At 58.2% G+C, this 23,205-nt stretch carries 20 protein-coding genes, 6 tRNA genes and 3 other RNA genes; 4 read left to right on the top strand and 25 right to left on the bottom strand.

From position 1 onward, the window contains the following. Positions 1 to 75: 75 nt before the first annotated feature. Positions 76 to 1,128 (bottom strand): 3-deoxy-7-phosphoheptulonate synthase AroG, encoded by a 1,053-nt coding sequence (gene aroG, locus ACJ8J1_RS12190; protein ID WP_025301893.1) that lies wholly within the window; start codon positions 1,126 to 1,128, stop codon positions 76 to 78. Positions 1,129 to 1,340: 212 nt separating this feature from the next. Between aroG and ACJ8J1_RS12185 the strand changes: the two genes are divergently transcribed. The 3 genes from ACJ8J1_RS12185 to zitB are packed head-to-tail and all read left to right on the top strand — an operon-like array spanning position 1,341 to position 6,105. Further along, complete coding sequence (locus ACJ8J1_RS12185; RefSeq protein WP_033642206.1) at positions 1,341 to 1,946, top strand: response regulator; 606 nt, start codon at positions 1,341 to 1,343, stop codon at positions 1,944 to 1,946. Then, positions 1,943 to 5,143, top strand: coding sequence for an ATP-binding protein (locus ACJ8J1_RS12180; RefSeq protein WP_442520345.1), 3,201 nt, complete (start codon positions 1,943 to 1,945; stop codon positions 5,141 to 5,143). Before ACJ8J1_RS12185 ends, ACJ8J1_RS12180 begins: the two co-directional genes overlap by 4 nt. Further along, a complete protein-coding gene (zitB, locus tag ACJ8J1_RS12175; protein WP_033642204.1) occupies positions 5,143 to 6,105 on the top strand; it encodes a CDF family zinc transporter ZitB in 963 nt (320 codons plus the stop codon). The genes ACJ8J1_RS12180 and zitB overlap by 1 nt, the downstream gene beginning before the upstream one ends. Positions 6,106 to 6,140: 35 nt before the next feature. On the opposite strand, the gene pnuC is transcribed toward zitB, so the two are convergent. From pnuC to cydA, 22 genes are all read right to left on the bottom strand, one after another. Next, on the bottom strand, positions 6,141 to 6,866 hold the full coding sequence (pnuC, locus tag ACJ8J1_RS12170; protein ID WP_033642203.1) for a nicotinamide riboside transporter PnuC: 726 nt from the start codon (positions 6,864 to 6,866) through the stop codon (positions 6,141 to 6,143). A gap of 20 nt (positions 6,867 to 6,886) precedes the next feature. Further along, positions 6,887 to 7,948, bottom strand: a complete 1,062-nt coding sequence (gene nadA, locus ACJ8J1_RS12165) for a quinolinate synthase NadA (protein WP_033642201.1) — start codon at positions 7,946 to 7,948, stop codon at positions 6,887 to 6,889. 321 nt (positions 7,949 to 8,269) lie between these two features. Beyond that, positions 8,270 to 8,392, bottom strand: a non-coding RNA gene (locus ACJ8J1_RS12160) — RtT sRNA. 74 nt (positions 8,393 to 8,466) lie between these two features. After that, positions 8,467 to 8,542, bottom strand: a tRNA-Lys gene (locus ACJ8J1_RS12155). Between the two features lie 6 nt (positions 8,543 to 8,548). Next, a tRNA-Val gene (locus tag ACJ8J1_RS12150) sits at positions 8,549 to 8,624 on the bottom strand. A gap of 45 nt (positions 8,625 to 8,669) precedes the next feature. Then, positions 8,670 to 8,779, bottom strand: a non-coding RNA gene (locus ACJ8J1_RS12145) — RtT sRNA. 13 nt (positions 8,780 to 8,792) lie between these two features. Continuing rightward, a tRNA-Lys gene (locus ACJ8J1_RS12140) sits at positions 8,793 to 8,868 on the bottom strand. A gap of 152 nt (positions 8,869 to 9,020) precedes the next feature. Then, positions 9,021 to 9,145: non-coding RNA, RtT sRNA (locus ACJ8J1_RS12135), on the bottom strand. 15 nt (positions 9,146 to 9,160) lie between these two features. Further along, positions 9,161 to 9,236: transfer RNA gene (locus ACJ8J1_RS12130), tRNA-Lys, on the bottom strand. A 7-nt stretch (positions 9,237 to 9,243) separates the two neighbouring features. Further along, positions 9,244 to 9,319: transfer RNA gene (locus tag ACJ8J1_RS12125), tRNA-Val, on the bottom strand. A gap of 29 nt (positions 9,320 to 9,348) precedes the next feature. Beyond that, positions 9,349 to 9,424 (bottom strand) — tRNA-Lys (locus ACJ8J1_RS12120). 178 nt (positions 9,425 to 9,602) lie between these two features. Next, a complete protein-coding gene (cpoB, locus tag ACJ8J1_RS12115; RefSeq protein WP_004939852.1) occupies positions 9,603 to 10,397 on the bottom strand; it encodes a cell division protein CpoB in 795 nt (264 codons plus the stop codon). 9 nt (positions 10,398 to 10,406) lie between these two features. After that, positions 10,407 to 10,922 (bottom strand): peptidoglycan-associated lipoprotein Pal, encoded by a 516-nt coding sequence (gene pal / locus ACJ8J1_RS12110; protein ID WP_004939853.1) that lies wholly within the window; start codon positions 10,920 to 10,922, stop codon positions 10,407 to 10,409. A gap of 44 nt (positions 10,923 to 10,966) precedes the next feature. After that, positions 10,967 to 12,259 (bottom strand): Tol-Pal system beta propeller repeat protein TolB, encoded by a 1,293-nt coding sequence (tolB, locus tag ACJ8J1_RS12105; RefSeq protein ID WP_004939856.1) that lies wholly within the window; start codon positions 12,257 to 12,259, stop codon positions 10,967 to 10,969. 132 nt (positions 12,260 to 12,391) lie between these two features. Continuing rightward, entirely contained in the window at positions 12,392 to 13,618 is a 1,227-nt protein-coding gene (gene tolA, locus ACJ8J1_RS12100) for a cell envelope integrity protein TolA (RefSeq protein WP_033641066.1), read from the bottom strand. 81 nt (positions 13,619 to 13,699) lie between these two features. After that, positions 13,700 to 14,128, bottom strand: coding sequence for a colicin uptake protein TolR (gene tolR, locus ACJ8J1_RS12095; RefSeq protein WP_004939859.1), 429 nt, complete (start codon positions 14,126 to 14,128; stop codon positions 13,700 to 13,702). A gap of 12 nt (positions 14,129 to 14,140) precedes the next feature. Further along, positions 14,141 to 14,824 (bottom strand): Tol-Pal system protein TolQ, encoded by a 684-nt coding sequence (gene tolQ / locus ACJ8J1_RS12090; RefSeq protein WP_004939862.1) that lies wholly within the window; start codon positions 14,822 to 14,824, stop codon positions 14,141 to 14,143. Continuing rightward, on the bottom strand, positions 14,821 to 15,225 hold the full coding sequence (ybgC, locus tag ACJ8J1_RS12085; protein WP_004939863.1) for a tol-pal system-associated acyl-CoA thioesterase: 405 nt from the start codon (positions 15,223 to 15,225) through the stop codon (positions 14,821 to 14,823). Before ybgC ends, tolQ begins: the two co-directional genes overlap by 4 nt. Before the next feature lie 130 nt (positions 15,226 to 15,355). After that, positions 15,356 to 15,652: a cyd operon protein YbgE gene (gene ybgE / locus ACJ8J1_RS12080; protein ID WP_033642199.1), complete on the bottom strand. Its 297-nt coding sequence runs from the start codon at positions 15,650 to 15,652 to the stop codon at positions 15,356 to 15,358. Further along, positions 15,652 to 15,765: a cytochrome bd-I oxidase subunit CydX gene (gene cydX, locus ACJ8J1_RS12075; protein ID WP_004939868.1), complete on the bottom strand. Its 114-nt coding sequence runs from the start codon at positions 15,763 to 15,765 to the stop codon at positions 15,652 to 15,654. The genes ybgE and cydX overlap by 1 nt, the downstream gene beginning before the upstream one ends. A gap of 17 nt (positions 15,766 to 15,782) precedes the next feature. After that, positions 15,783 to 16,922: a cytochrome d ubiquinol oxidase subunit II gene (gene cydB / locus ACJ8J1_RS12070; RefSeq protein WP_015376980.1), complete on the bottom strand. Its 1,140-nt coding sequence runs from the start codon at positions 16,920 to 16,922 to the stop codon at positions 15,783 to 15,785. 14 nt (positions 16,923 to 16,936) lie between these two features. Next, positions 16,937 to 18,505: a cytochrome ubiquinol oxidase subunit I gene (gene cydA, locus ACJ8J1_RS12065; RefSeq protein WP_004939873.1), complete on the bottom strand. Its 1,569-nt coding sequence runs from the start codon at positions 18,503 to 18,505 to the stop codon at positions 16,937 to 16,939. Between the two features lie 684 nt (positions 18,506 to 19,189). Between cydA and ACJ8J1_RS12060 the strand changes: the two genes are divergently transcribed. Continuing rightward, positions 19,190 to 21,088 (top strand): bifunctional metallophosphatase/5'-nucleotidase, encoded by a 1,899-nt coding sequence (locus ACJ8J1_RS12060; RefSeq protein WP_033642198.1) that lies wholly within the window; start codon positions 19,190 to 19,192, stop codon positions 21,086 to 21,088. Positions 21,089 to 21,160: 72 nt separating this feature from the next. On the opposite strand, the gene sucD is transcribed toward ACJ8J1_RS12060, so the two are convergent. Then, complete coding sequence (sucD, locus tag ACJ8J1_RS12055; RefSeq protein ID WP_004939878.1) at positions 21,161 to 22,033, bottom strand: succinate--CoA ligase subunit alpha; 873 nt, start codon at positions 22,031 to 22,033, stop codon at positions 21,161 to 21,163. Next, positions 22,033 to 23,199 carry an ADP-forming succinate--CoA ligase subunit beta gene (sucC, locus tag ACJ8J1_RS12050; protein WP_015376978.1) on the bottom strand — a complete coding sequence of 389 codons (1,167 nt, stop codon included), beginning with the start codon at positions 23,197 to 23,199 and terminating at the stop codon, positions 22,033 to 22,035. Before sucC ends, sucD begins: the two co-directional genes overlap by 1 nt. Between the last annotated feature and the right edge of the window lie 6 nt (positions 23,200 to 23,205).

The raw sequence follows: 23,205 nt of genomic DNA, 5'->3' as shown, positions 1-23,205 counted from the left end.
CCTTAAATTGACAGGAGATATAAAATTTTAAGGTAAATAGAAAAAGGGCCCGCTGGCGAGCCCCTCTTTACGCGATTAACCGCGGCGCGCTTTCACCGCCGCCGCCAGATCGCGCAGCACGGTTTCGGTATCCTGCCAGCCGATGCAGCCGTCGGTGACGCTCTTGCCGTAAACCAGCGGCTCGCCGCTTTCGAGGCTCTGGTTGCCTTCCACCAGGTGGCTTTCGATCATTACACCGATAATCGCTTTTTCACCGCCGCCAATTTGCCCGCAAACATCGGCGCTCACGTCCATCTGTTTTTTGAACTGTTTGCTGCTGTTGGCATGGCTGAAGTCGATCATCACCTGCGCCGGCAGCCCCGCTTTGCTCAGACCAGCTTTGACGTCCTTCACATGCGCCGCGCTGTAGTTTGGCTCTTTGCCGCCGCGCAGGATAATGTGGCAGTCACCGTTGCCGCTGGTGTTAACGATCGCCGAGTGGCCCCATTTGGTCACCGACAGGAAGCAGTGCGGCGCGCCGGCGGCGTTGATGGCGTCGATCGCCACCTTGATGGTGCCGTCGGTGCCGTTCTTGAAGCCGACCGGGCACGAGAGACCAGAGGCCAGTTCACGGTGCACCTGCGATTCCGTGGTGCGCGCGCCGATGGCGCCCCAGCTCATCAAATCCGCCAGGTACTGCGGCGTGATCATGTCGAGGAATTCGCCGGCGGCCGGCAACCCGCTGTCGTTGATCTCCACCAGCAGCTTGCGCGCCAGGCGCAGGCCGTCGTTGATGTTGAAGCTGTTGTCCATTTGCGGATCGTTGATCAGGCCTTTCCAGCCCACGGTGGTGCGCGGTTTTTCGAAGTACACGCGCATCACCACTTCCAGCTCGCCGCTCAGTTCTTCACGCAGCGCCAGCAGGCGCCCCGCGTACTCTTTGGCGGCTTGGGTATCATGGATGGAGCAAGGGCCAATCACCACCAGCAGGCGATCGTCGCTGCCGCGGAGGATATTGTGAATTGCGCTGCGGGCCTGGGACACCGTCTTTGCCGCGCGTTCAGTGGCCGGGAATTTCTCCAGCAAAGCCACCGGCGGCAGGAGTTCCTTAATATCATTAATGCGTAAATCGTCGTTTTGGTAATTCATAGCTTTTCCATTCGGTATCGTGGGGTATTTCGCAGTGCGTAACGGTGTAGATCCCAACAATCTAGCCTGTGAGAATGGCGCTGTAAATCACCTTTGCCCCCCGCCGCTGGAACCGCCAAATTAACAGCAGATTGTGCTGTTTCATCTGGCGAGCGCAGAGCCTCCTTTTTCGCTATGCTAGCGATCAGAATATAAAGTGACCCGAGTTGAACATGCCCTCTCTGCTATTAGTTGATGACCACCCGGTGGTTCATGTCGCACTGGAAGCGGCGCTAATGAAATCATCCCGCCCCTACCGCCTGCAGGCGGCGCAGGATGACGTACAGGCGCTGGCCCTGCTGGCCGAGGCCGCTTTCGGCCTGGTGATCCTGGATATCGGCCTGCCGCAGGTCGACGGGCTGCAGCTGTTGAAAAAAATCCGCCGCCGCTATCCGCAACAAAAGATCCTGATCTATACCGCGCAGGAAGCCGATGTCTATGCGCGCATGGCGCATGCCGCCGGCGCCGACGGTTTCGTCAATAAAGGCAGCTCGCTGGCGGAGTTGGTGCAGGCGATCGAACAGGTGCTGGACGGTGAAATCAGCTTCCCCGCCGCCGCGCTGGCCGAAGAGGCGCCGACGGCGGACGGCGGGCTGCTCACCCCTAAGGAGCTCGAGGTGCTGGGCTTGCTGAGCCAGGGGCTGTCCAACCTGCAGATCGCCGACCGGCTGCACATCAGCAACAAGACTGTCAGCACGCACAAAAAAAACATCCAGCGCAAAACCGGCGCCGGCAACCTGCTGGAACTGGTGGCGGTGTTTAAAGAGCTGGCGCCATGATGCGCCGCGCCCTGCTGCTGCTGATCCTGTGGTGCGGCCTGGCGCAGGCGGCGGAGCCGGTGCGCTATCAGCTGGTCAGCAACCTGAATACCCCCGAGAATATGCTGATCGTCGGCGAGAAAAATCCCTGGCGCGATCGCACGCTGCGCGTCGGTATCATCAGTGAGAACACCAGCCCGTACAACATCATCGTGGACGACGATCTGTATGGGCTGAACGCCGACTACCTCGGCTATATCCAGCAGGTGACCGGCATCCGCTTCGCCATTTACGGCTTCGCCGATCTGACCCAGCTGGAACAGGCGCTGCACGACGGCAAGGTCGACCTGCTGTACGGCATCCCGCAGAGCGAAGCGCTGCACGGGCTGGAGATCTCCCAGCCTTACTACATCAGCAACCTGCGCGTATTGCGCGATCGCAGCAACGATAGGCCGGTGATGCTCAATTCCGCCAACGCCCGCGTCGCGATCGGCGCGCTGACCGACATGCAGTCCGGCGGCGCCCTGCAGGCGGTGGCGTCGCAGATCCAGCGCTACGACAACAACCTGCAGGCGGTCTATTCGCTGCTCAACGGCAGCAGCGACTACTTTATCGCCGACGAGGCCAGCGCCAGCTTTATCATCGACCAGCTGCAGCTCGGCCAGCTCTATCAAATTGAAAGCAACGAGAACCTGGGCAACCTGTCCTTCGTGTTCGCCGCCGCCGATCCGCGCCTGATAGACACGCTGGACACCGCCATCGCCGACGCGCCGATGGAACTGATGAATGCCCTGCAGAGCCGCTGGAGCAAAAAGATCCCCAGCTACCTCGATACCGGCAATGCCGATCTGACGACGATGGAGAAGAATTGGGTGGCGAGCCACCGCGTGGTTTACTACGCCGCCATCGAGAACAACTTCCCGTTCGCCTACCGCGGTTCCGACGGCCAGCCGCGCGGCTACGCCATCGATATTCTCAACATCATCGCGCAAAACACCGGGCTGCGTTTCGCGCCGCTGTGGGCGCGCAACGCCGAGCAGGCCGATCAGCTGGTGCAATCCGGCCAGGCCAGCTTCCGCGCCGCCCTGCCGCTGGCGCGCGGCGTCAAGGCGCGCTATGGCGCCAGCATGCCGATCCACCGTTCGCTGTGGGGCGTTTACGTCGGCCAGTATGCCAACGGCGTCTCGACCTGGAGCGATCTGGCCGGCAAGCGCATCGGCGTGCTGCAGGGCGATTTGGCGCAGGGGCTGGTGCCGGAACAGGAACAGACCGTCAGCTTCGCCGACAGCAAGTCGATGTACGACGCGCTGGCCAACGGCCAGTTGGATGCGCTGGTGGATAACGTCATTTCCGCCAACTTTTTGGCGCTGTCGCGCTATTCCGGCGCCATCAAACTGGCCTTCGCCGCCAACAACATCCCCTATCCGGTAGCGTTCGGCGTACGCCGCGATCAGCCGCTGCTGCTGGCGATCCTCGATAAGAACCTGATGCAGATCCCGGCGGATACCCTGCAATCGCTGCGCGACGAGTGGATCGTCGACCGCAGCAACCTTATCGACGCGGTGAACGACAACCGCATGCCGCCGCAGACCACCTGGCTGCTGGCGCTGTTGGCCGCCGCCACCGTGTTGCTGTTGGCGCTGACGCTGCGCCGTTTCATGCTGCAGCGCCGTGAAAAACGCGAACGCGAGGAGCTCGAGCAGGCGCGCCGCCGCGCCGAAGCGGAAAACCGCATGAAGAGCAAATTCCTCGCCACCGTCAGCCATGAACTGCGCACGCCGATGCACGCCATCCTTGGCCTGCTGGAACTGGAACTCAAACGCCAACCTGCGCCGGAAGGCCTGCCGGTGATTTACAGTTCGGCCTCATCGCTGCTCAACCTGCTCAACGACCTGCAGGATCACGCCCGACTGGAAACCGGGTCGTTGACGTTGGCGCCAAAACCGGTGGCGCTGCGCCCCTGGGTCGCGCGCATCGACGCCCTTTACCGGCCGCTTATCGGCGAACGGCCGTTGACGTTGAAGGTGACGGCAGATCCGGCGCTGCCGGAGGCGGTGGTCATTGATGGTGAGCGTTTACTTCAGGTGGCTAACAACCTGATAAACAATGCGATAAAGTTCACGACGCGCGGAACCATTCAGGTCGAGGTCGGCTGGCGCACGCAGGATGAACGACGGGGAGAGTTGCAGTTAACGGTGAACGACAGCGGCTGCGGCATCGCCGCCGATGAGGTAGGCAAGCTGTTTCAACCGTTTTACCGCGCGCGCGGCGCGCAACGCATCTCGGCGCAAGGCACCGGTTTGGGCCTGTCTATCTGCAAAGAAATCGTCGAACAGATGGGCGGCCGCATAGAGCTGCACTCGCAGCCGGGCGTCGGCACCCGCGTCGAGGTAGTGATACCGGTCGAGCTGAGCGGCGACGCGCCGGCTGGCGCGCAGGAGGAGCACACCTTTGCTCTGCCGTCTTCCGCCTTGCGTACCGCGCTGATCGACGATCATCCCACCAATTTGTTGCTGCTGGAACGCCAACTGCGCCACTTCGGGCAGCAACCCGCCCGCTTCGAACAAGGCTATGCGCTGCTGAAGGCCCAGCGACGGCAGCCGTTTGACCTGCTGTTTATCGACTATAACATGCCGCGCCCGGACGGCCTGACGCTGGCCAGGCTGATCCGGCGCGACGAACAGCGGCTGCAGCGCCCGCCTTGCCGCATCGTGCTCTGTTCGGCGGACGTGCAGGAGTTTACCCGCATCCCGCCGGGGCTGGTGGCGATCGATCACTTCCTGACCAAGCCGATTTCGCTGACGGCGATCGGCCAGGTATTGGCTCAGCAACCGCAGGCTCAGGAAGAAAAGTCAGTCCTTACTGACCTACGGCAAACGCTGGCCGAAATGGCGGGCGGCGATCGCGCCATGCTGCAGCGGCTGGCGCAGACGCTCGGCGATACGCTACGGCAAGACCGGCAGCGGCTCGCGGACGCCGTCGCCGCGAACGACTGGCCTCGCCTGGAGCAGGCGGCACACCGCATCAAGGGCAGCCTGCTGATGCTGCAGCTGCCGGAAGCCGCGCGGCTGTGCCAACAGCTGGTGGATACCGCACGTCGGGGCGAGCTTGCCGCCGCCGCTTATACTAAATTAAAGGCGTTAGTGGCGCAGATAGAACCCGAGCTGGACGCTCTGCTCGCCGCCGCCCCCTCTTTCGCTATGCATAAGGATGAATAATGTCGGACACTCCACACGTACACCTGCCGAAAGACAGTAATAGTAAACGCCTACTGACCGCTTTTTTAGTCACCGCCGTCTTTATGGTGGCCGAGGTGGTCGGCGGCCTGTTGTCCGGCTCGCTGGCGCTGTTGGCCGACGCCGGCCATATGTTGACCGACGCCGCCGCGCTGCTGGTGGCGCTGATGGCGGTGCACTTCTCCCAGCGCAAACCCAACGCGCGCCACACCTTCGGCTACCTGCGCCTGACCACGCTGGCGGCCTTCCTCAACGCCGCGGCGCTGCTGGTGATCGTGGTATTCATCCTGTGGGAGGCGATACGGCGTTTCTTCGAACCGCAGCCGGTGATGGGTACCCCGATGCTGATCATCGCCATAGCGGGGCTGCTGGCGAACCTGTTCGCCTTCTGGCTGCTGCATCGCGGCAGCGAAGAGAAAAATATCAACGTGCGCGCCGCCGCGCTGCATGTGCTGGGCGACCTGCTCGGCTCGGTGGGCGCTATCGTCGCGGCCATCGTTATTCTCGCCACCGGCTGGACGCCGATTGACCCGATCCTGTCGGTGCTGGTCTCCTGTCTGGTGCTGCGCAGCGCCTGGCGGCTGCTGAAGGAGAGCTTCCACGAATTGCTGGAAGGCACGCCGCAGGAGGTCGACATCGCCAAGCTGCAAAAAGACCTGTGCCTGAACATCCCGGAAGTGCGCAATATCCACCACGTACACGTCTGGCAGATCGGCGAACAGAAGCTGATGACGCTGCATGCGCAGGTCATCCCGCCACATGACCACGATGGACTGTTGCAACGCATCCAGGCTTATCTGTTGGAACACTACAAGATCGGCCACGTGACCATTCAGATGGAGTACCGGCACTGCGAGACGCCGGACTGCGGTATCAATCGGGCGCCGGAGCCGAGTGAACACTCACATGCCGAAGCGCATTCGCACCTGGGGCATCGCCACTAAGCCAAGAGGGCGCCATCACGGCGCCCTCTGCGTTGTTACGGAGCGGAAGATAACGGATTGGAATGGTTGCGCCCGGCGCTCTTGATCCACAGCCAGGAGCCGTTCAGCGCGATCAACGTCAGAATGACGTACTCCAGCGCCATCGCGTAAACGCCCTGGTAAGCGAAGATCGCCACGCTGATGACATCGATCACCACCCACAGCAGCCAGTTTTCCACGTACTTGCGCGTCATCAGGATCATCGCCACGATGGACAGCACCATCATCGCCGAATCCCAGAACGGGAAGGCGTCCGGCTGCAGCGTCGGCATCTGTACGTTCAGCCCCAGCCCTTGCATCACCGCCACCGCAATCTGCGTCAGCCAGGCGAACACGCGGTCGATGTTAAAGGTCATCAGGCCAATGCCGATGACGCACACCACCGCCCAAGCCAGCGCTTTCGGCAGCGGCAGCCAGCGGATCTGCAGCTCAGCCTGATTATCCTGCGTCTGGCGGCTCCAGGCATACCAACCGTAAATATTGGCGCCGAAGAAAAACAGCTGCAGCAGCAGGCTGGCGTACAGCTGGATCTGGAAGAAAATCACCGCGAACAGCGTGACGTTGATCAGACCGAACAGGTAGTTGACGATTTTTTCCTTGCTGGCGTACCAGATGCACAGCAATCCGAACAGGGTGCCGATGGCTTCGATCCACGACAGATCGTAACCGCCCGCGCCAAGCGGAATGTGCACCAGAATATTGCTGGTACTGAAGAAGCTCATGAGGTCATCCTTTTAAACGGTTAAGCGTTGCCTTTAACCTGCATCTTAAGCTGAGCGGCGAAATCCAGCATGCGGTTCAGCGGCACCAGCGCCTTTTCACGCAACGCAGCGTCCACGTGGATCTCATGCTGTGCGCCCCCCTGCTCCAGACCTTCGGCAATCGCCTTCAGGCCATTCATCGCCATCCACGGGCAATGCGCGCAGCTGCGGCAGGTCGCGCCTTCTCCGGCGGTCGGCGCTTCGAACAGCTCCTTGTCCGGACAGGCCTGCTGCATCTTGTAAAAGATACCGCGATCGGTGGCAACGATCAGCTGTTGATGCGGCAATGTTTTCGCCGCCTGAATCAACTGGCTGGTAGACCCCACCGCATCCGCCAGCTCGACCACCGCCTGAGGCGATTCGGGATGCACCAGGATAGCCGCCTGCGGATAGAGCGCCTTCATGCGCCGCAGTGCCTGGGTCTTGAACTCGTCATGGACAATGCAGGCGCCTTGCCAGCACAGCACGTCGGCGCCGGTCTGCTTCTGCACGTAGCTGCCGAGATGGCGATCCGGCGCCCAGATAATTTTCTCGCCCAGGCTATCCAGATGCTCGATCAGTTCGACGGCGATGCTGGAGGTCACCACCCAGTCGGCGCGCGCTTTGACCGCCGCCGAGGTGTTCGCATAGACCACCACGGTGCGATCGGGATGGCGGTCGCAAAACGCATGGAACTCCTCTTCCGGGCAACCCAGGTCAAGCGAACATTCGGCAAACAGGGTCGGCATCAGCACCTGTTTTTCCGGGCTGAGGATCTTGGCGGTCTCCCCCATGAAGCGCACGCCGGCCACCAACAACGTGGAAGCCGGATGGGCGCTGCCGAAGCGCGCCATTTCCAGCGAATCCGCCACGCAGCCACCGGTTTCTTCCGCCAGCGCCTGGATTTCCGGATCGGTATAGTAGTGGGCGACCATCACCGCATTGCGCTGCTTGAGCAAGGTTTTGATCTTTTCGCGATAAAAGGCTTTTTCCGCTACGTCCAGCGGTACCGGTTTGGGCGGGAAAGGATACACCGCCGCGTTGACATCAAACATTTCACTCATCGCTGCAATCTCATGCTAGGCTGGGCGCCTGCCATTTGAATATCGCCTGCCGCAACGCCCTTCGTTTTATATACTAAACAAAATACCTAAAATTGCGCGAAAAGTCCGCTGATATTTTCAAATTTGCGCACTTAGTGTTTAATAGATTAAAAACACTGGAATGAGCCGCGCAGAACACAGCGGATAATGGCCTGGCGAAGACGCATAACGCCCAGGGAAGACCCGGATGCCGATTGGCGCAGAGTTGAAACGAGAAAGCAGGGATTCAGGTTGGGGTGCTGCAGAGGCGAAAAAAGCGCCAAAAGGCGCTTTTTTCTGAATGGGTGGGTCGTGCAGGATTGATTCGGCCTGTGGCCTCACCCTGCGGGCAACGCTGCGCGTTGTCGTATCGCTGCGCGATGCTCGAACCTCTACGGTTCTCATCCTGCACAACTCGGTAAACTCTGTTGGCAAGAGGATAAGTCAGGTTTGGGTGTTACAGAAACGAAAAAAGCGCCAAAAGGCGCTTTTTTCTGAATTGGTGGGTCGTGCAGGATTCGAACCTGCGACCAATTGATTAAAAGTCAACTGCTCTACCAACTGAGCTAACGACCCGCAGTGTGGTGGGTGATGACGGGCTCGAACCGCCGACCCCCTCCGTGTAAAGGAGATGCTCTACCAACTGAGCTAATCACCCACTGCTGTGGTACTGCTATTTTTCACATCTTGTCCACTCAAAGAATGGTGGGTCGTGTAGGATAACTCGCCCTTCGGGCCACCACCGGAGTGATGTTGTCTCGCTTCGCGAGACTCGAACCTTTACGGTTCTCATCCTGACGATTTAACACCTTGCTCTATTAAAGAGTGGTGGGTCGTGCAGGATTCGAACCTGCGACCAATTGATTAAAAGTCAACTGCTCTACCAACTGAGCTAACGACCCACTGATGTGGTTTACTGCTGATGGCGAATAGGTTATTGGAACCGACTCGCGGAAAACAAGGATGGGGATGTTCAGGACAACTCGACGGGTACTCGACTCGGACCTTTACTTTGCCACATCAAACCGATTCTGAAGCTGCCATTCTTAAAGAATGGTGGGTCGTGCAGGATAACTCGGCCTTTGGCCTCGCCCTTGCGGGCCATCACCGGAGTGATGTTGTCTCGCTTCGCGAGACTCGAACCTTTACGGTTCTCATCCTTTACGATTCTCTATCGCAGCCATTCTTAAAGAATGGTGGGTCGTGCAGGATTCGAACCTGCGACCAATTGATTAAAAGTCAACTGCTCTACCAACTGAGCTAACGACCCATAACAGTGGTGGGTGATGACGGGCTCGAACCGCCGACCCCCTCCGTGTAAAGGAGATGCTCTACCAACTGAGCTAATCACCCACTGTTGTGGTTACTGCTACTTCAGAAATTGGTGGGTCGTGCAGGATTCGAACCTGCGACCAATTGATTAAAAGTCAACTGCTCTACCAACTGAGCTAACGACCCAATTTCCCTGCCGCTTTAACATCTTGCAAGATGTCTTGGCAACGGCGGCATATATTACTAATTTATCTTGGCAGCGCAACCTAAATTTTTTACCGATGCGTTCAACTGCTTGTTCTTCACGCGAATGAGCCCAGAAATCGGTCAAATCGACTAACTTCTGGGCTCATTTTTCTAACCGTTAACCGCCTACGCGACTTTTCGCCTGCTTGGCCGCCGCACTGGTTGGGTATTGTTTAATCACCTGCTGGAACACGGCCTTGGCTTTATCGGCCTGCCCTTTTTCCTGCATGATGATACCCACCTTGTACATGGCGTCCGGCGCCTTCGGTGATTTAGCGTAATTCTTCACCACCACCGCAAAATAATAGGCCGCATCGTCTTTTTTACCCTTGTTGTAGAACAACTGGCCCAGCCAATAGTTGGCGTTGGGCTGGTAAGTAGACTTCGGGTACTGTTTTACGAAGGACTGAAAGGCGGAAATCGCCTGGTCATACTGTTTTTTTTCCAGCGCCAGAGAAACAGCGGCGTTGTAGTCGCTGTTCTCATCACCGCCGCTCGGCGTTGCAGAAGCGGCTGCAGGCGCGCTGCTGCCCGCATCGGAAGATGCGCCTGCGGCTGCCCCGCCGGCAGCGCCCGCTGCCGCAGAGGCGCTCTGAGCGCCGCCCTGGCTGAGGCTATCCATCTGTTGATAGATTTGCTTCTGGCGTTCAACGACCTGATTCAACTGATACTGGCTTTCCTGGATTTGCCCACGGAGAGAATCAATGTCGCGTTGATTGTCAGAGAGTTGTTGCTGGAGTTGGTTTAAAAGCTGGCCTTGAGCATTGCTGATGCGCTCAAGCGAGGTGACGCGGTCTTCGACCGAGCCGGAGCCGACATTACTGATTGGCGCTTGGGCAGTAGCGGCCCAAGGGGCCGCTACGCCAACCAGTAACGACAGACTCAACAGGTGACGTCTGAAGTTACTGTTCATGCGATTCTCTTAGTAAACCAGAACGGCACGACGGTTTTTAGCATAAGCCGCTTCGTCGTGGCCCAGTACTGCTGGTTTTTCTTTACCGTAAGAAACGATAGAGATCTGGTCAGCGGAAACGCCTTTACCCTGCAGGTACATTTTAACGGCGTTAGCACGACGCTCACCCAGAGCGATGTTGTATTCCGGCGTGCCGCGTTCGTCAGCGTGGCCTTCAACGGTCACTTTGTAAGACGGGTTGTTACGCAGGAATGCAGCGTGCGCGTCCAGCATCTGAGCGAATTCGGAGCTTACGTCATACTTGTCCAGGCCGAAGTAAACGATGTTGTTCTTCTGCAGTTCTTGCATCTGCAGACGAGCTTGTTCTTCGGAAGACAGGTTGCTGCTGCCGTTTTCCATACCAGTGCCGGCGCCAGCGCCCATACCAGATTGGTCGTTGTTCGCGCTTTTGTTAGAACTACAAGCTGCTACAGCCAGAACTGGCAGTGCCAGCAGAAGCCCTTTCAGCACTTTGTTCAGTTGCATTTCTTTGATCCTTTTATAGTTTGCCATACATATTTACACATGCATCACAGATACGGCGACCAGGCAGGGAATTTGACCTGTCCATCAGTTGCCGGAAGACGCGCTTTGAAACGCCCATCAGTTGACACCAACTGCAGCACGGAGCCCATACCTTGCGTGGAGCTATAGATCACCATGGTGCCGTTTGGCGCAATACTAGGCGTTTCATCCAGGAAGGTGCCGGTCAAAACCTGAACGGCGCCCGATCCAAGATCTTGTTTGGCGATGTGTTGTGCACCACTGTTGGTGCTCACCATCACCAGGAATTTACCGTCGGAGCTGACTTCAGAATCCTGGTTCTGAGAGCCTTCCCATGTCAGACGCTGTGCGGCACCGCCGCTGGCGCTGATTTTATAAATCTGCGGACGCCCGCCCTGGTCGGAGGTAAACGCCAGAGACTGGCCATCCGGGAACCAGGTCGGTTCGGTGTTGTTGTTGCGTCCATCGGTCAGCTGCGTGATCTGGCCGGAGCCGAGGTTCATCACGTACAGGTTCAGGCTGCCGCTCTTGGACAGCGCGAAGGCCAGCTTGCTGCCGTCCGGAGAGAACGCCGGCGCACCGTTGTGGCGCGGGAACGAGGCGATCTGGCGGATAGCGCCGTTAGCCAGGGTCTGCACCACCAGCGCAGAGCGGCCGCTCTCGAAGGTCACATAAGCCAATTTGCTGCCGTCCGGCGACCAGGCCGGCGACATCAGCGGCTCAGGCGAACGGTGCACCGTGAACTGGTTGTAACCGTCGTAATCCGCTACGCGCAGCTCGTACGGGAATTTCCCGCCGTTGGTCTGCACCACGTAGGCGATACGGGTGCGGAACGCGCCCTTGATGCCGGTCAGCTTCTCGAACACTTCGTCGCTGGCGGTATGGGCAGAATAACGCAACCACTGTTTGGTCACTTTATACTGGTTCTGCGCCAATACGGTGCCCGGCGAACCCGAGGTGTCCACCAACTGGTAGGAGATCAGGTAGCTGCCGTCGGCGCCAGGCTGAACCTGGCCGACAACCACGGCGTCGATGCCCAATGCAGTCCAGGCCGCCGGCGTCACTTCAGACGCGGAGGTCGGTTGCTGCGGCATGCGCGCCACGTCGATCGGGTTGAATTTGCCGCTGTTGCGCAGATCCGCGCCGACAATCTTGCCGATATCTTCCGGCGGCGTGCCTGGGCCCGCCCATTTAAACGGCACCACGCCAATCGGACGAGCGGAGTCGACCCCTTGGGTGATTTCAATGCGAACTTCCGCGTGCAACACGGACGCCCACAGAATTAAAAAACCTAGCGCTACTCGAAATGCCTGCTTCATCTCATCTCCCTTATCCAGGCGGGATGCCTGCGATAAATTAGCAGAATTTTAACAAACCAACTTACGTAAAACTACATAATCCCTGTTGGTTACCTTAGTACATCCCTGTGATCTTACTCAGTCAATCAACCGTTATTGCGGTTTGAATTCAAGTATAGAATTCTTAAAGTGCTGATAAACGGCATCGCTCGGCGGCTTCGGTATATGCGCCAACTTGGCGGCAGACACCGCAGCTTGACACAGAGCAGGATCGCCCCCCGCTGCTTGTACGCTTATCAGCAGGCCGTCCGGCGCCAGCTTGATACGCAGGTCGCAGGTTTTGCCGGCGAACGAACTGGCGTCATAGAACTTGCTCTGAATCGCCCCTTGAATCTGCCCCATATAACCGCTGATATCCGCCCCGCTGGCGCCAGCCGTCTTGGCATTGCCCTGCCCGGCCGGTTTACCGTCGCCCTTCGATTTGGCACCGCCGCCTTTCGGCGCGTTCTTGCCATCCGCCAGGCCGCCAAACAGATCGCTAACTTCCTCCGATTGTTTCGCAGCCTCGGCGGCGGCCTTCTTCTTGGCGTCCGCAGCGGCTTTTTTGGCGGCAGCGGCTTTCTCGGCCGCCGCTTTCTTCTCTGCCTCGGCGGCAGCCTTCTTCTCGGCTTCCGCTGCAGCTTTTTTCTCGGCTTCAGCGGCCGCTTTCTTCTCCGCGGCCTCTGCGGCTTTCTTTTCTGCCGCAGCGGCGGCGGCTTTCTTCGCCTCTTCCGCCTGTTTCTTGGCGGCGGCGGCAGCTGCCGCTTCTTTCTTGGCTTCCGCTTCGGCTTTTTTCTGGGCTTCCGCCTGCGCCTTGGCGACCTTGTCCGCTTCGGCCTTCGCCTTGGCGGCGGCGGCTTCGGCGACCTTCTGTTGCTCTTTGGCCTTGGCTGCGGCGGCTTCCGCCGCTTTTTGCTGCTCGGCGGCCTGTTTCTGCTGCTCCGCCGCCTTCTGCTGTTGCTCAGCCTGCGCTTTGGCGTCCTGCGCGGCTTTCTCCTGCGCCGCCAAACGCTCTTTCTCCAGCTCTTTCAGGCGCTGCTGTTGCTCCGCCTGCTTCTGCTGAAGCTCTTCGGCCTGTTGCTCCGCTTTTTTCTGGCGCTGCTTCTCGGCACGCTGCGCATCGTTGCTCTGCTGCTGCTGGCGGTTGTACTGTTCCACCACGGCACCGGGATCGACCATCACCGCGCCCACCACGGTGCCATCGCCGCCGCCGCCGGCGCCCATGTCGACCTTTTCCTGCAGCGATCCCCAAATCAGCAGGGCAATCAGTATGAAGTGCAGAACGACCGAAACAATAACGGCGCGGTTCAGCTTATCGTTTTGCTCAGTTGCCTTTACCAAAATAGATTCCCAAAAACTGGTGTTGCTTATACGGGGTTCCTGAGCCGCAGCGCAGGAACCGGGTTGCCGTTGGCCTTACGGTCAGATCGGCTGGGTCATCAGCCCCACGGAAGCCACGCCCGCCTGATGGAGAATATTCAATGCCTTGATAATCTCATCGTAAGGGACTTCCTTCGCACCGCCGATCAAAAAGACCGTTTTCGGGTTAGCCGCCAAACGCGACTTGGCTTCGGCCGCGACTTGCTCAGGCGGCAGCAGCTCCATACGGTTGTGATCCACCACCAGGGTGTATTGACCTACGCCGGAAACCTCGAGGATCACCGGCGGATTGTCATCGCTGGACACCGTCTTGGAATCGGTGGCGTCCGGCAGGTCAACCTCCACGCTCTGCGTGATGATTGGCGCGGTTGCCATAAAGATCAGCAGCAGCACCAGCAACACGTCGAGCAGCGGAACGATGTTAATTTCGGACTTCAGCTCGCGCCGACTACGTCCACGTACTCTCGCCATGCTACCTCCTACTTATTTGCTGTCGCTGGAGAAGGCCTGACGATGCAGAATAGCGGTGAACTCTTCCATAAAGTTGTCGTAATTCTGCTCAAGCTTGTTGACGCGCTGGTTGAGACGGTTGTAGGCCATTACCGCCGGGATAGCGGCGAACAGACCGATCGCGGTGGCGATCAGCGCTTCGGCGATACCCGGCGCCACCATCTGCAGCGTGGCTTGCTTCACCGCGCCCAGCGCGATAAAGGCGTGCATGATCCCCCACACGGTGCCGAACAGGCCGATATACGGGCTGATCGAACCGACGGTGCCGAGGAACGGAATATGGGTTTCCAGCGTTTCCAGCTCGCGGTTCATCGAAATGCGCATCGCGCGCGACGCTCCTTCGATCACCGACTCCGGCGCATGGTTGTTGGCGCGGTGCAGGCGGGCGAACTCTTTGAAGCCGGAATGGAAGATCTGCTCGGAACCGGTCAGGCTATCGCGACGCGCCTGACTTTCCTGGTACAGACGGGAAAGCTCGATACCGGACCAGAATTTGTCTTCAAAGGCTTCGGCGTCACGCGTCGCCGCATTGAGGATGCGGGTGCGCTGAATGATGATCGCCCAAGAGGCTACCGAGAAGCATATCAAAATCAACATGATAAGCTTAACCAGCAGGCTCGCCTTCAAGAATAAATCTAGGATGTTCATGTCAGTCACTGCTTAAACTCCGCGACAATAGACTTAGGAAGCGCTCTTGGCTTCATTTGGTGTGGATCAATACAGGCAATCAGGACATCTGCCTGGCTCAGTAGGGCCCCGTCAGAATTGACAATGCGTTGAGCAAACGTGAGAGAAGCCCCGCGCAGAGAGGTGATTTCACTCTGGACCTCCAGTTGCTCGTCGAGACGAGCCGGAGCCAGATAATCCACCGTCATGCGCCGGACGACAAAAGCGACTTGTTCACTGAGCAGCTGCTGTTGATGAAAGTTGTGCTGACGCAGCATCTCTGTGCGCGCTCTTTCAAAAAAGGCGACGTAGCGGGCGTGATAGACCACACCACTGGCATCGGTATCCTCGTAGTAAACGCGAACCGGCCATCGAAACAACGTATTACTCACTCTACTTCCCAGCAATGCAATTTAACGCTGCTACTATACGCAAGACAGATCGGGTTGGGAATGGGTTACAAGATGGGAATGAAAATAATTATGGGCCGTGAGGGCCCATAACGTGGGGACATCGGGGAGATTATAAAGAAACGTAAAGTAATCCTGCGAACAAGATCACAATGGCGGGAAGCGGCGCGAAAAAAGCGCGCCAGACGCTGCGCTGCGGGCGGAATCCGAAGCCGTGGATCACTCCGGCGCATACGGCCCAAATCAGCAACAGCCCTTCCCAAATCTCCAGCGAGCTGGTTTTGGCGGCGAAACGCGTCGGATCCCAGAACACGCACCCCGCCAAAATCAACGCCAGCACCAGGGAAAGGGCCCGAACCGGGCCCTTGTCGGTGACAGCGTACAGCTTGTCAATCACGGACGAGCTCATTACTTACCGTCTTGCTGAGCTTTGGTCGCTTCGCTCTGCTCAAGCGCCAGCGCCGTGATGATGCCGAAGGCGCAGGCAAGAAGCGTTCCGAGAATCCAGGCAAAATACCACATGGTTTAGCTCCTTATCCTTAGTACAGCGAATGCTTGTTGTTTTCGATGTAGTTCTTGTCGAGACGACCGAACATTTTGTAGTACGACCAGCTGGTGTACGCCAAAACGATAGGCACGAAGATCGCCGCCACGACGGTCATCACTTTCAGCGTCAACAGGCTCGACGTCGCGTCCCACATGGTCAGGCTGACGTTAGGCACGGTGCTGGACGGCATCACGAACGGGAACATGGTGACCCCGGCAGTGAGGATGACGCAGGCGATGGTCAGCGACGAGGTGACGAACGCCAGCGCGCCTTTCTCCAGACGCGAGAACAGGATGGTGAACAACGGCAGCACTACGCCCAGTGCAGGCAAGGCCCACAGCAGCGGATACTTGTTGAAGTTGATCAGCCATGCGCCGGCCTGATGCGCCACTTCTTTACGCAGCGGGTTGGATTCCGCCATGGTGTCCAGCGCCGAAGTGATCACGTAGCCGTCGATGCCTTTAACCAGCCACACACCCGCCAGCAGGAAGCATACCGCCATGATCAGCGTCGCGATCTGCGCTGCGGCGCGTGACCGCAGGTGGATCTCGCCGGTGGTGCGCATCTGCAGGTAGGTCGCGCCCTGAGTGACCAGCATGGTCAGACTGACCACGCCTGCCAACAGACCGAACGGATTCAGCAGTTGGAAGAAGTTGCCGGTGTAGAACAGACGCAGGTACTCGTCCACATGGAACGGCACGCCCTGCAGCAGGTTGCCGAACGCCACGCCGAACACCAACGCAGGCACGAAGGAACCGATGAAGATGCCCCAGTCCCACATGTTGCGCCAGCGGCTGCTCTCCAGCTTGGAACGGTAGTCAAAACCGACCGGGCGGAAGAACAACGCCGCCAGCACCAGGATCATGGCGACGTAGAAGCCCGAGAAGGCCGCTGCGTAGACCATCGGCCAGGCGGCGAACAGCGCGCCGCCGGCGGTGATCAGCCACACCTGGTTACCGTCCCAGTGAGGGGCGATGGAGTTGATCATCACCCGGCGCTCGGTATCGGTTTTACCGATGATGCGCACCAGGATGCCGACGCCCATGTCGAAACCGTCGGTGACGGCGAAGCCGATCAGCAGTACGCCAACCAGCACCCACCAGATAAATCGCAGTACTTCATAGTCAAACATACGTGGACTCCTGTTTAGCGCGCTTCCTGCACGGCGGCAGTCGGTTGTTCAAAGTGGTAGCGGCCGGTTTTCAGGCTGCTTGGACCCAGACGCGCAAACTTGAACATCAGGTACATTTCAGCCACCAGGAACAGGGTGTACAAGCCGCAAATCAGCCCCATCGAGAACAGAATGTCGCCCGCGGTCAGCGAAGAGTTGGCGACTGCGGTCGGCAGCACCTCACCAATCGCCCACGGTTGACGGCCGTATTCCGCCACGAACCAGCCGGCTTCCACCGCGATCCACGGCAGCGGCAAGCCATACAGCGCCGCACGCAACAGCCATTTTTTCTGGCCGATGCGGCCGCGCACCACGCTCAGGAATGACAGACCGATAATCAGCAGCATCAGCACGCCACAGGCCACCATGATGCGGAAGGCGAAGTACAGCGGCGCCACGCGTGGAATGGAGTCCTTGGTCGCCTGCTGGATCTGCGCTTCCGTCGCGTCGCTGACGTTCGGGGTATAACGCTTCAGCAGCATGCCGTAGCCCAGGTCTTGCTTGGTTTTGTTGAATTCCGCACGCACCGCAGGATCGGTATTGCCGCCGCGCAGCTCTTCCAGCAGCTGGTAGGCTTTCATGCCGTTGCGGATGCGCACTTCATGTTGCGCCAGCAGATCTTTCAGGCCGGTGACCTGAGTGTCGGTGGAACGCGTGGCGATCAGGCCAAGCGCATACGGGATCTGAATAGAGAAGGAGTTTTCCATCTTGTCCTGATCGGGGATGCCGAACAGGGTGAAGGACGCCGGCGCCGGCTGGGTATCCCACTCCGCTTCGATGGCGGCCAGTTTGGTTTTCTGTACGTCGCCCATTTCGTAACCGGATTCGTCACCCAGCACGATCACCGACAGCACCGCTGCCATGCCGAAGCTGGCGGCGATGGCGAAGGAGCGTTTGGCGAAAGCGATGTCGCGGCCCTTTAGCAGGTAGTAAGCGCTGATGCCCAGCACGAACATGGCGCCGGTGGTGTAGCCTGCAGCCACGGTGTGAACGAATTTCACCTGCGCAACCGGGTTAAGCACCAACTCGGAGAAGCTGACCATCTCCATGCGCATGGTTTCGAAGTTGAAATCCGACGCGATCGGGTTCTGCATCCAGCCGTTGGCGACCAGGATCCACAGCGCGGACAGGTTGGAGCCGAGGGCCACGAACCAGGTTACCGCCATGTGCTGCACCTTGCTCAGACGATCCCAGCCGAAGAAGAACAGGCCGACCAGCGTCGATTCAAGGAAGAACGCCATCAGACCTTCGATAGCCAGAGGGGCCCCGAAGATATCGCCGACGTAATGAGAGAAATATGACCAGTTAGTCCCGAACTGGAACTCCATGGTCAAACCGGTGGCCACACCCAGAGCAAAGTTAATCGCAAATAACTTTCCCCAGAATTTGGTCATGTCTTTATAGATTTGTTTGCCAGACAGGACATATACCGTTTCCATAATTGCCAGCAAGAACGCCATACCGAGCGTTAATGGGACAAATAAGAAATGGTACATCGCCGTTAAAGCAAACTGTAAGCGCGACAGTTCGACAATATCAAACATCTTGACTCCTTGCTCCTCGCAGGAAGACTCCGACACGCGGTTATCGGCACGCTTCTTTCAAAGCCGCCAGTAACGCCCCGCAGTGAATGCCCTTAAACACAACAAATTTGATCCAGCTTCTCCGCTTTCAACCGCACACTCGGCCAATAGCCCACACGGGCCGTCGACAAGCACGCCACTGAAAACCGACAACGGGTAACAAATGCAACAAGATCAACCATCCATAATCACAACATGGATGATACTCGCCCAATCCCACACAATAAATAGGTTTTTACGTGACGTGGGTTGGACTTTTGGTTACAGGTCAAATCTTAGCCGAAAGAGGTACTTCGGCCTAATTTGATCTGAGACAATTTAAGCCTATCCGCATATTATTTCCATATTCATCAGCACATTTCGCATAATTTTCTTAGGGTCATGTTGCGCAATGGTTTAATTGTTTTTTAATGATATTTTTGTGTTAAATAAATGTAATTCAAAAGAGCCGCCATTGTATTATTACGCACTTATTATGCGACATAATTAACCTTTTATTTCCAATAAGCCGTGACAGTGATAGCAGTCACAAAACAACAAATCTCTCTCCAATATTAGTCTATTTCTCGCAATGGGATCGTAAAGGTTGCGATTTTGTAGCAAAATGACCACTTATGTTAAAATTGCATTGAGTGACAATAACTTATGAAAAAAATCATCTTTGCCTCTGTCTTGGGACTCTCGGGAAACGCCATGGCCGCCGAAACGGTAAATATCACCCTGTTGGGCACCTCCGATCTGCACGGCACTTTCGTGCCCTGGGACTACGCCAGCGACACGGAAAACCTGGCGGGCAGCCTGAGCCAGATAGCCACCCAGGTCAAAAAGGTGCGCGCCGAACAGCCCAACCTGATTCTGGTGGACGCCGGCGACACCATCCAGGGCAACTTCGTCGAAACCTTCAAACAGGAGGCCGTCAGCCCGATGATGCTGGGCCTCAACGCGCTTGACTACGACGTTTGGGTGATGGGCAACCACGAATTCGACTTCGGTCTGCCGGCGCTGGCCACGCCGCTCAAACAGTTTAAAGGCGCGGCGCTGGCGGGCAACATCGTCTGGGACAGCGGCAAACCTTATCTGCCGGCCTATACCATCCTCGAACGCCAGGGCGTGAAGATCGGCATCATCGGCATGGACACGCCGATGACTGCGGAATTCGCCAAGGGCACCGATCGCATCAAAGGGCTGAACTTCACCGATCCGGTACAGGCGGTGAAACAGGTCATCAGGCAGATCGACGGCCAGGTCGACGCGATCGTGCTGGTCGCGCATATGGGCATCGACAACGAGAACCAGCGCCCCGGCACCGGCGTGGCGGACATCGCCAACGCCAACCCGGAGCTGGCGGCGATCGTCGCCGGCCACATGCATGTGAAAATCGACAAAGCGGTGGTGAACGGCGTCATCATCACGGAGCCGGATAAGTACGGTCGCGCGCTGTCACGCATTGACCTGCAATTTGAACGCCGCGATGGCAAATTCACGCTGATCGACAAAAACAGCTACACCTATTCCATCAAGGGGCTGGCGCCGGACAGCGCCATGCAGGCTCTCTACCAGCCGTATCATGACATTTTGCGCGCCAACGCCAACCGAGTCGTGGCGAAGCTGAGCGGCAGCGATCTGGTGCCTGCCGACGAGTTCCGCGGCATTCCTCAGGTACACGTTCAGGATACCGGCATCAGTGAGTTATTTCAGCAGGCCGCCCGTCACTATGCACCGCTGGCGCAGGTGATCGCCCTGCAGATCGACAACGATCGCGCCAAACTGGATGTCGGCGACATCAAGGCCAAGGATATCGCCTTTAACTACCAATACGCCGGCGGCGAGATCACCGTTTATCAGCTCAACGGCAAAGCGCTTAAACGCTACATGGAGTGGTCTGCTGATTATTTCAATCAGCTGCAGCCGGGCGACGTCACCTACAGCTTTAACCCGGCGCGGCGCTCGTCCAAATATTCCACCAACGATTTCTTCGACGGCGTCACTTACACTATCGATCTGCGTCAACCGGCCGGTTCACGCATCGTCAGTCTGCGCCTGGCAGACGGCACGCCGGTCACCGATGACATGCCGATCCGCCTGGGCATGAACAGTTACCGTATGGGCCACCTGACGCAGAAGGGCGGCGCGCTGGAGGGGCAATCCTTCCCGGTGCTGTTCGACAGCAAAGCGCAATACGGTGAAGAAGAAGGCACCATTCGCAACCTGACTCTGCGCTACCTGACGGAAGTGAAACACGGCCAGTATCAGAGCGTGCCGCCGCAGCGCTGGAAACTGGTTGGCATGGAAGGATACGAACCGCAGCGGGCGATCGTCAAACGGCTGCTCAATGAAGGCGTTATCCAGGTGCCGACCACCGACGACGGGCGCTACACCAACGTCGCCTCGATCAACGTCAAAGACGCGCTGTTCAACAATGCCGACGATTACCGCACCGCCCTCACCTCGCTGGAGCAACAGTGGCAAACCGCCGCGGATCCGGTGCGGCAGCGCCGCCTGCAGGATCGGATCGCGCTGATCAAGGCGCTCAACGATTTCTGATCTTCACCCATAAAAAAGGCCACCCAATGGGTGGCCAAACATGTCGAGATAGTGTTATTTCGTACTCAATGCTTAGCGCTTCAGCACCGCTTTTACCGCGTCGCCGATGTCCGCCAGGCTGCGAACGGTTTTCACGCCCGCCGCTTCCAGCGCAGCAAACTTCTCGTCCGCCGTGCCCTTGCCGCCTGCGATGATGGCGCCCGCGTGGCCCATACGCTTGCCTTTCGGCGCGGTTACGCCGGCGATGTAGCCGACAACCGGTTTGGTGACGTGTTCTTTGATGTAAGCTGCCGCTTCTTCTTCAGCGCTGCCGCCGATCTCACCGATCATCACGATCGCTTCGGTCTGCGGATCCTGCTGGAACATCTTCAGGATATCGATGAAGTTGGAGCCCGGGATCGGGTCGCCGCCGATGCCCACGCAGGTGGACTGGCCCAGACCGGCATCGGTGGTTTGTTTCACCGCTTCATAGGTCAGGGTACCGGAGCGTGAAACGATGCCCACTTTGCCCGGCAGGTGGATGTGGCCAGGCATGATGCCGATTTTGCACTCGCCCGGGGTGATCACGCCTGGGCAGTTTGGCCCGATCATGCGCACGCCGGCTTCGTCCAGTTTCACTTTCACGGTCAGCATGTCCAGAGTCGGGATGCCTTCGGTGATGGTGATGATCAATTTGATGCCGGCATCGATCGCTTCCAGAATGGAGTCTTTGCAGAACGGCGCTGGAACGTAGATGACAGAGGCCGTCGCGCCGGTCGCTTCAACCGCTTCGCGCACGGTGTTAAACACCGGCAGACCCAGGTGCTGAGTGCCGCCTTTGCCCGGGGTGACGCCGCCAACCATTTTGGTGCCGTAAGCGATAGCTTGTTCGGAGTGGAAAGTCCCCTGGCTACCGGTGAAGCCCTGGCAAATTACTTTGGTGTTTTTATCGATTAAGATGGACATTATTTACCCTCCACTGCTGCAACAACTTGCTGAGCCGCATCAGTCAGGCTGGTCGCAGCAATGATATTCAGGCCGCTGTCCGCCAGTTTCTTGGCGCCCAGTTCGGCATTGTTCCCTTCCAGGCGCACCACGACCGGGACGTTAACGCCCACTTCAGCCACTGCGCCGATGATGCCGTCGGCGATCAGATCGCAACGTACGATACCACCGAAGATGTTAACCAGAACCGCTTTCACCTTGTCGTCGGACAGGATGATTTTGAACGCTTCGGTCACGCGCTCTTTGGTCGCGCCGCCGCCAACGTCCAGGAAGTTGGCCGGTTCGCCGCCGTGCAGTTTAACGATGTCCATGGTGCCCATCGCCAGACCGGCGCCGTTCACCATGCAGCCGATGTTGCCGTCGAGGGCAACGTAGTTCAGCTCCCACTGAGCCGCACGGGATTCACGCTCGTCTTCCTGCGAAGGGTCACGCATTTCACGCAGTTCAGGCTGACGGAACAGGGCGTTGCCGTCGGCGCCCAGTTTGCCGTCCAGGCACACCAGATCGCCCTGCTTGGTGATCACCAGCGGGTTGATCTCAACCATCGCCAGGTCGCGCTCCAGGAACAGCGTCGCCAGACCCATGAAGATCTTGGCGAACTGGCTGACTTGCTTGCCGGTCAGGCCCAGTTTGAAGGCCAGCTCACGGCCCTGATAAGGCTGTGGACCCGCCAGCGGATCGATGGTCATTTTGTGGATCAGTTCCGGGGTTTCTTCCGCCACTTTCTCGATTTCCACGCCGCCTTCGGTAGACGCCATGAATACGATGCGACGGGTCGCGCGGTCTACAACGGCGCCCAGGTACAGCTCTTTATCGATGTCGGTCGCCGCTTCTACCAGGATCTGGTTAACCGGCTGGCCCAGCGCGTCAGTCTGGTAAGTCACCAGACGTTTGCCCAACCAGGCTTCCGCGAAGGCACGGATATCTTCTTTGCTGTTGACGACTTTAACGCCGCCCGCTTTACCGCGGCCGCCAGCATGAACCTGACATTTCACCACCCACGGGCCGGAGCCGATTTTGGATGCGGCTTCTTCTGCTTCACGCGGAGTGGTACAGGCGTAACCGGTTGGTGCCGGCATGCCATACCGAGCAAACAGCTGTTTTGCCTGATATTCGTGTAAATTCATGATGTT

Origin of the sequence: Serratia sp. CY37869 (assembly GCF_052168895.1) — a bacterium.
Lineage (GTDB): Bacteria > Pseudomonadota > Gammaproteobacteria > Enterobacterales > Enterobacteriaceae > Serratia > Serratia ureilytica.
This window is presented reverse-complemented; position numbering and strand designations above follow the sequence as displayed.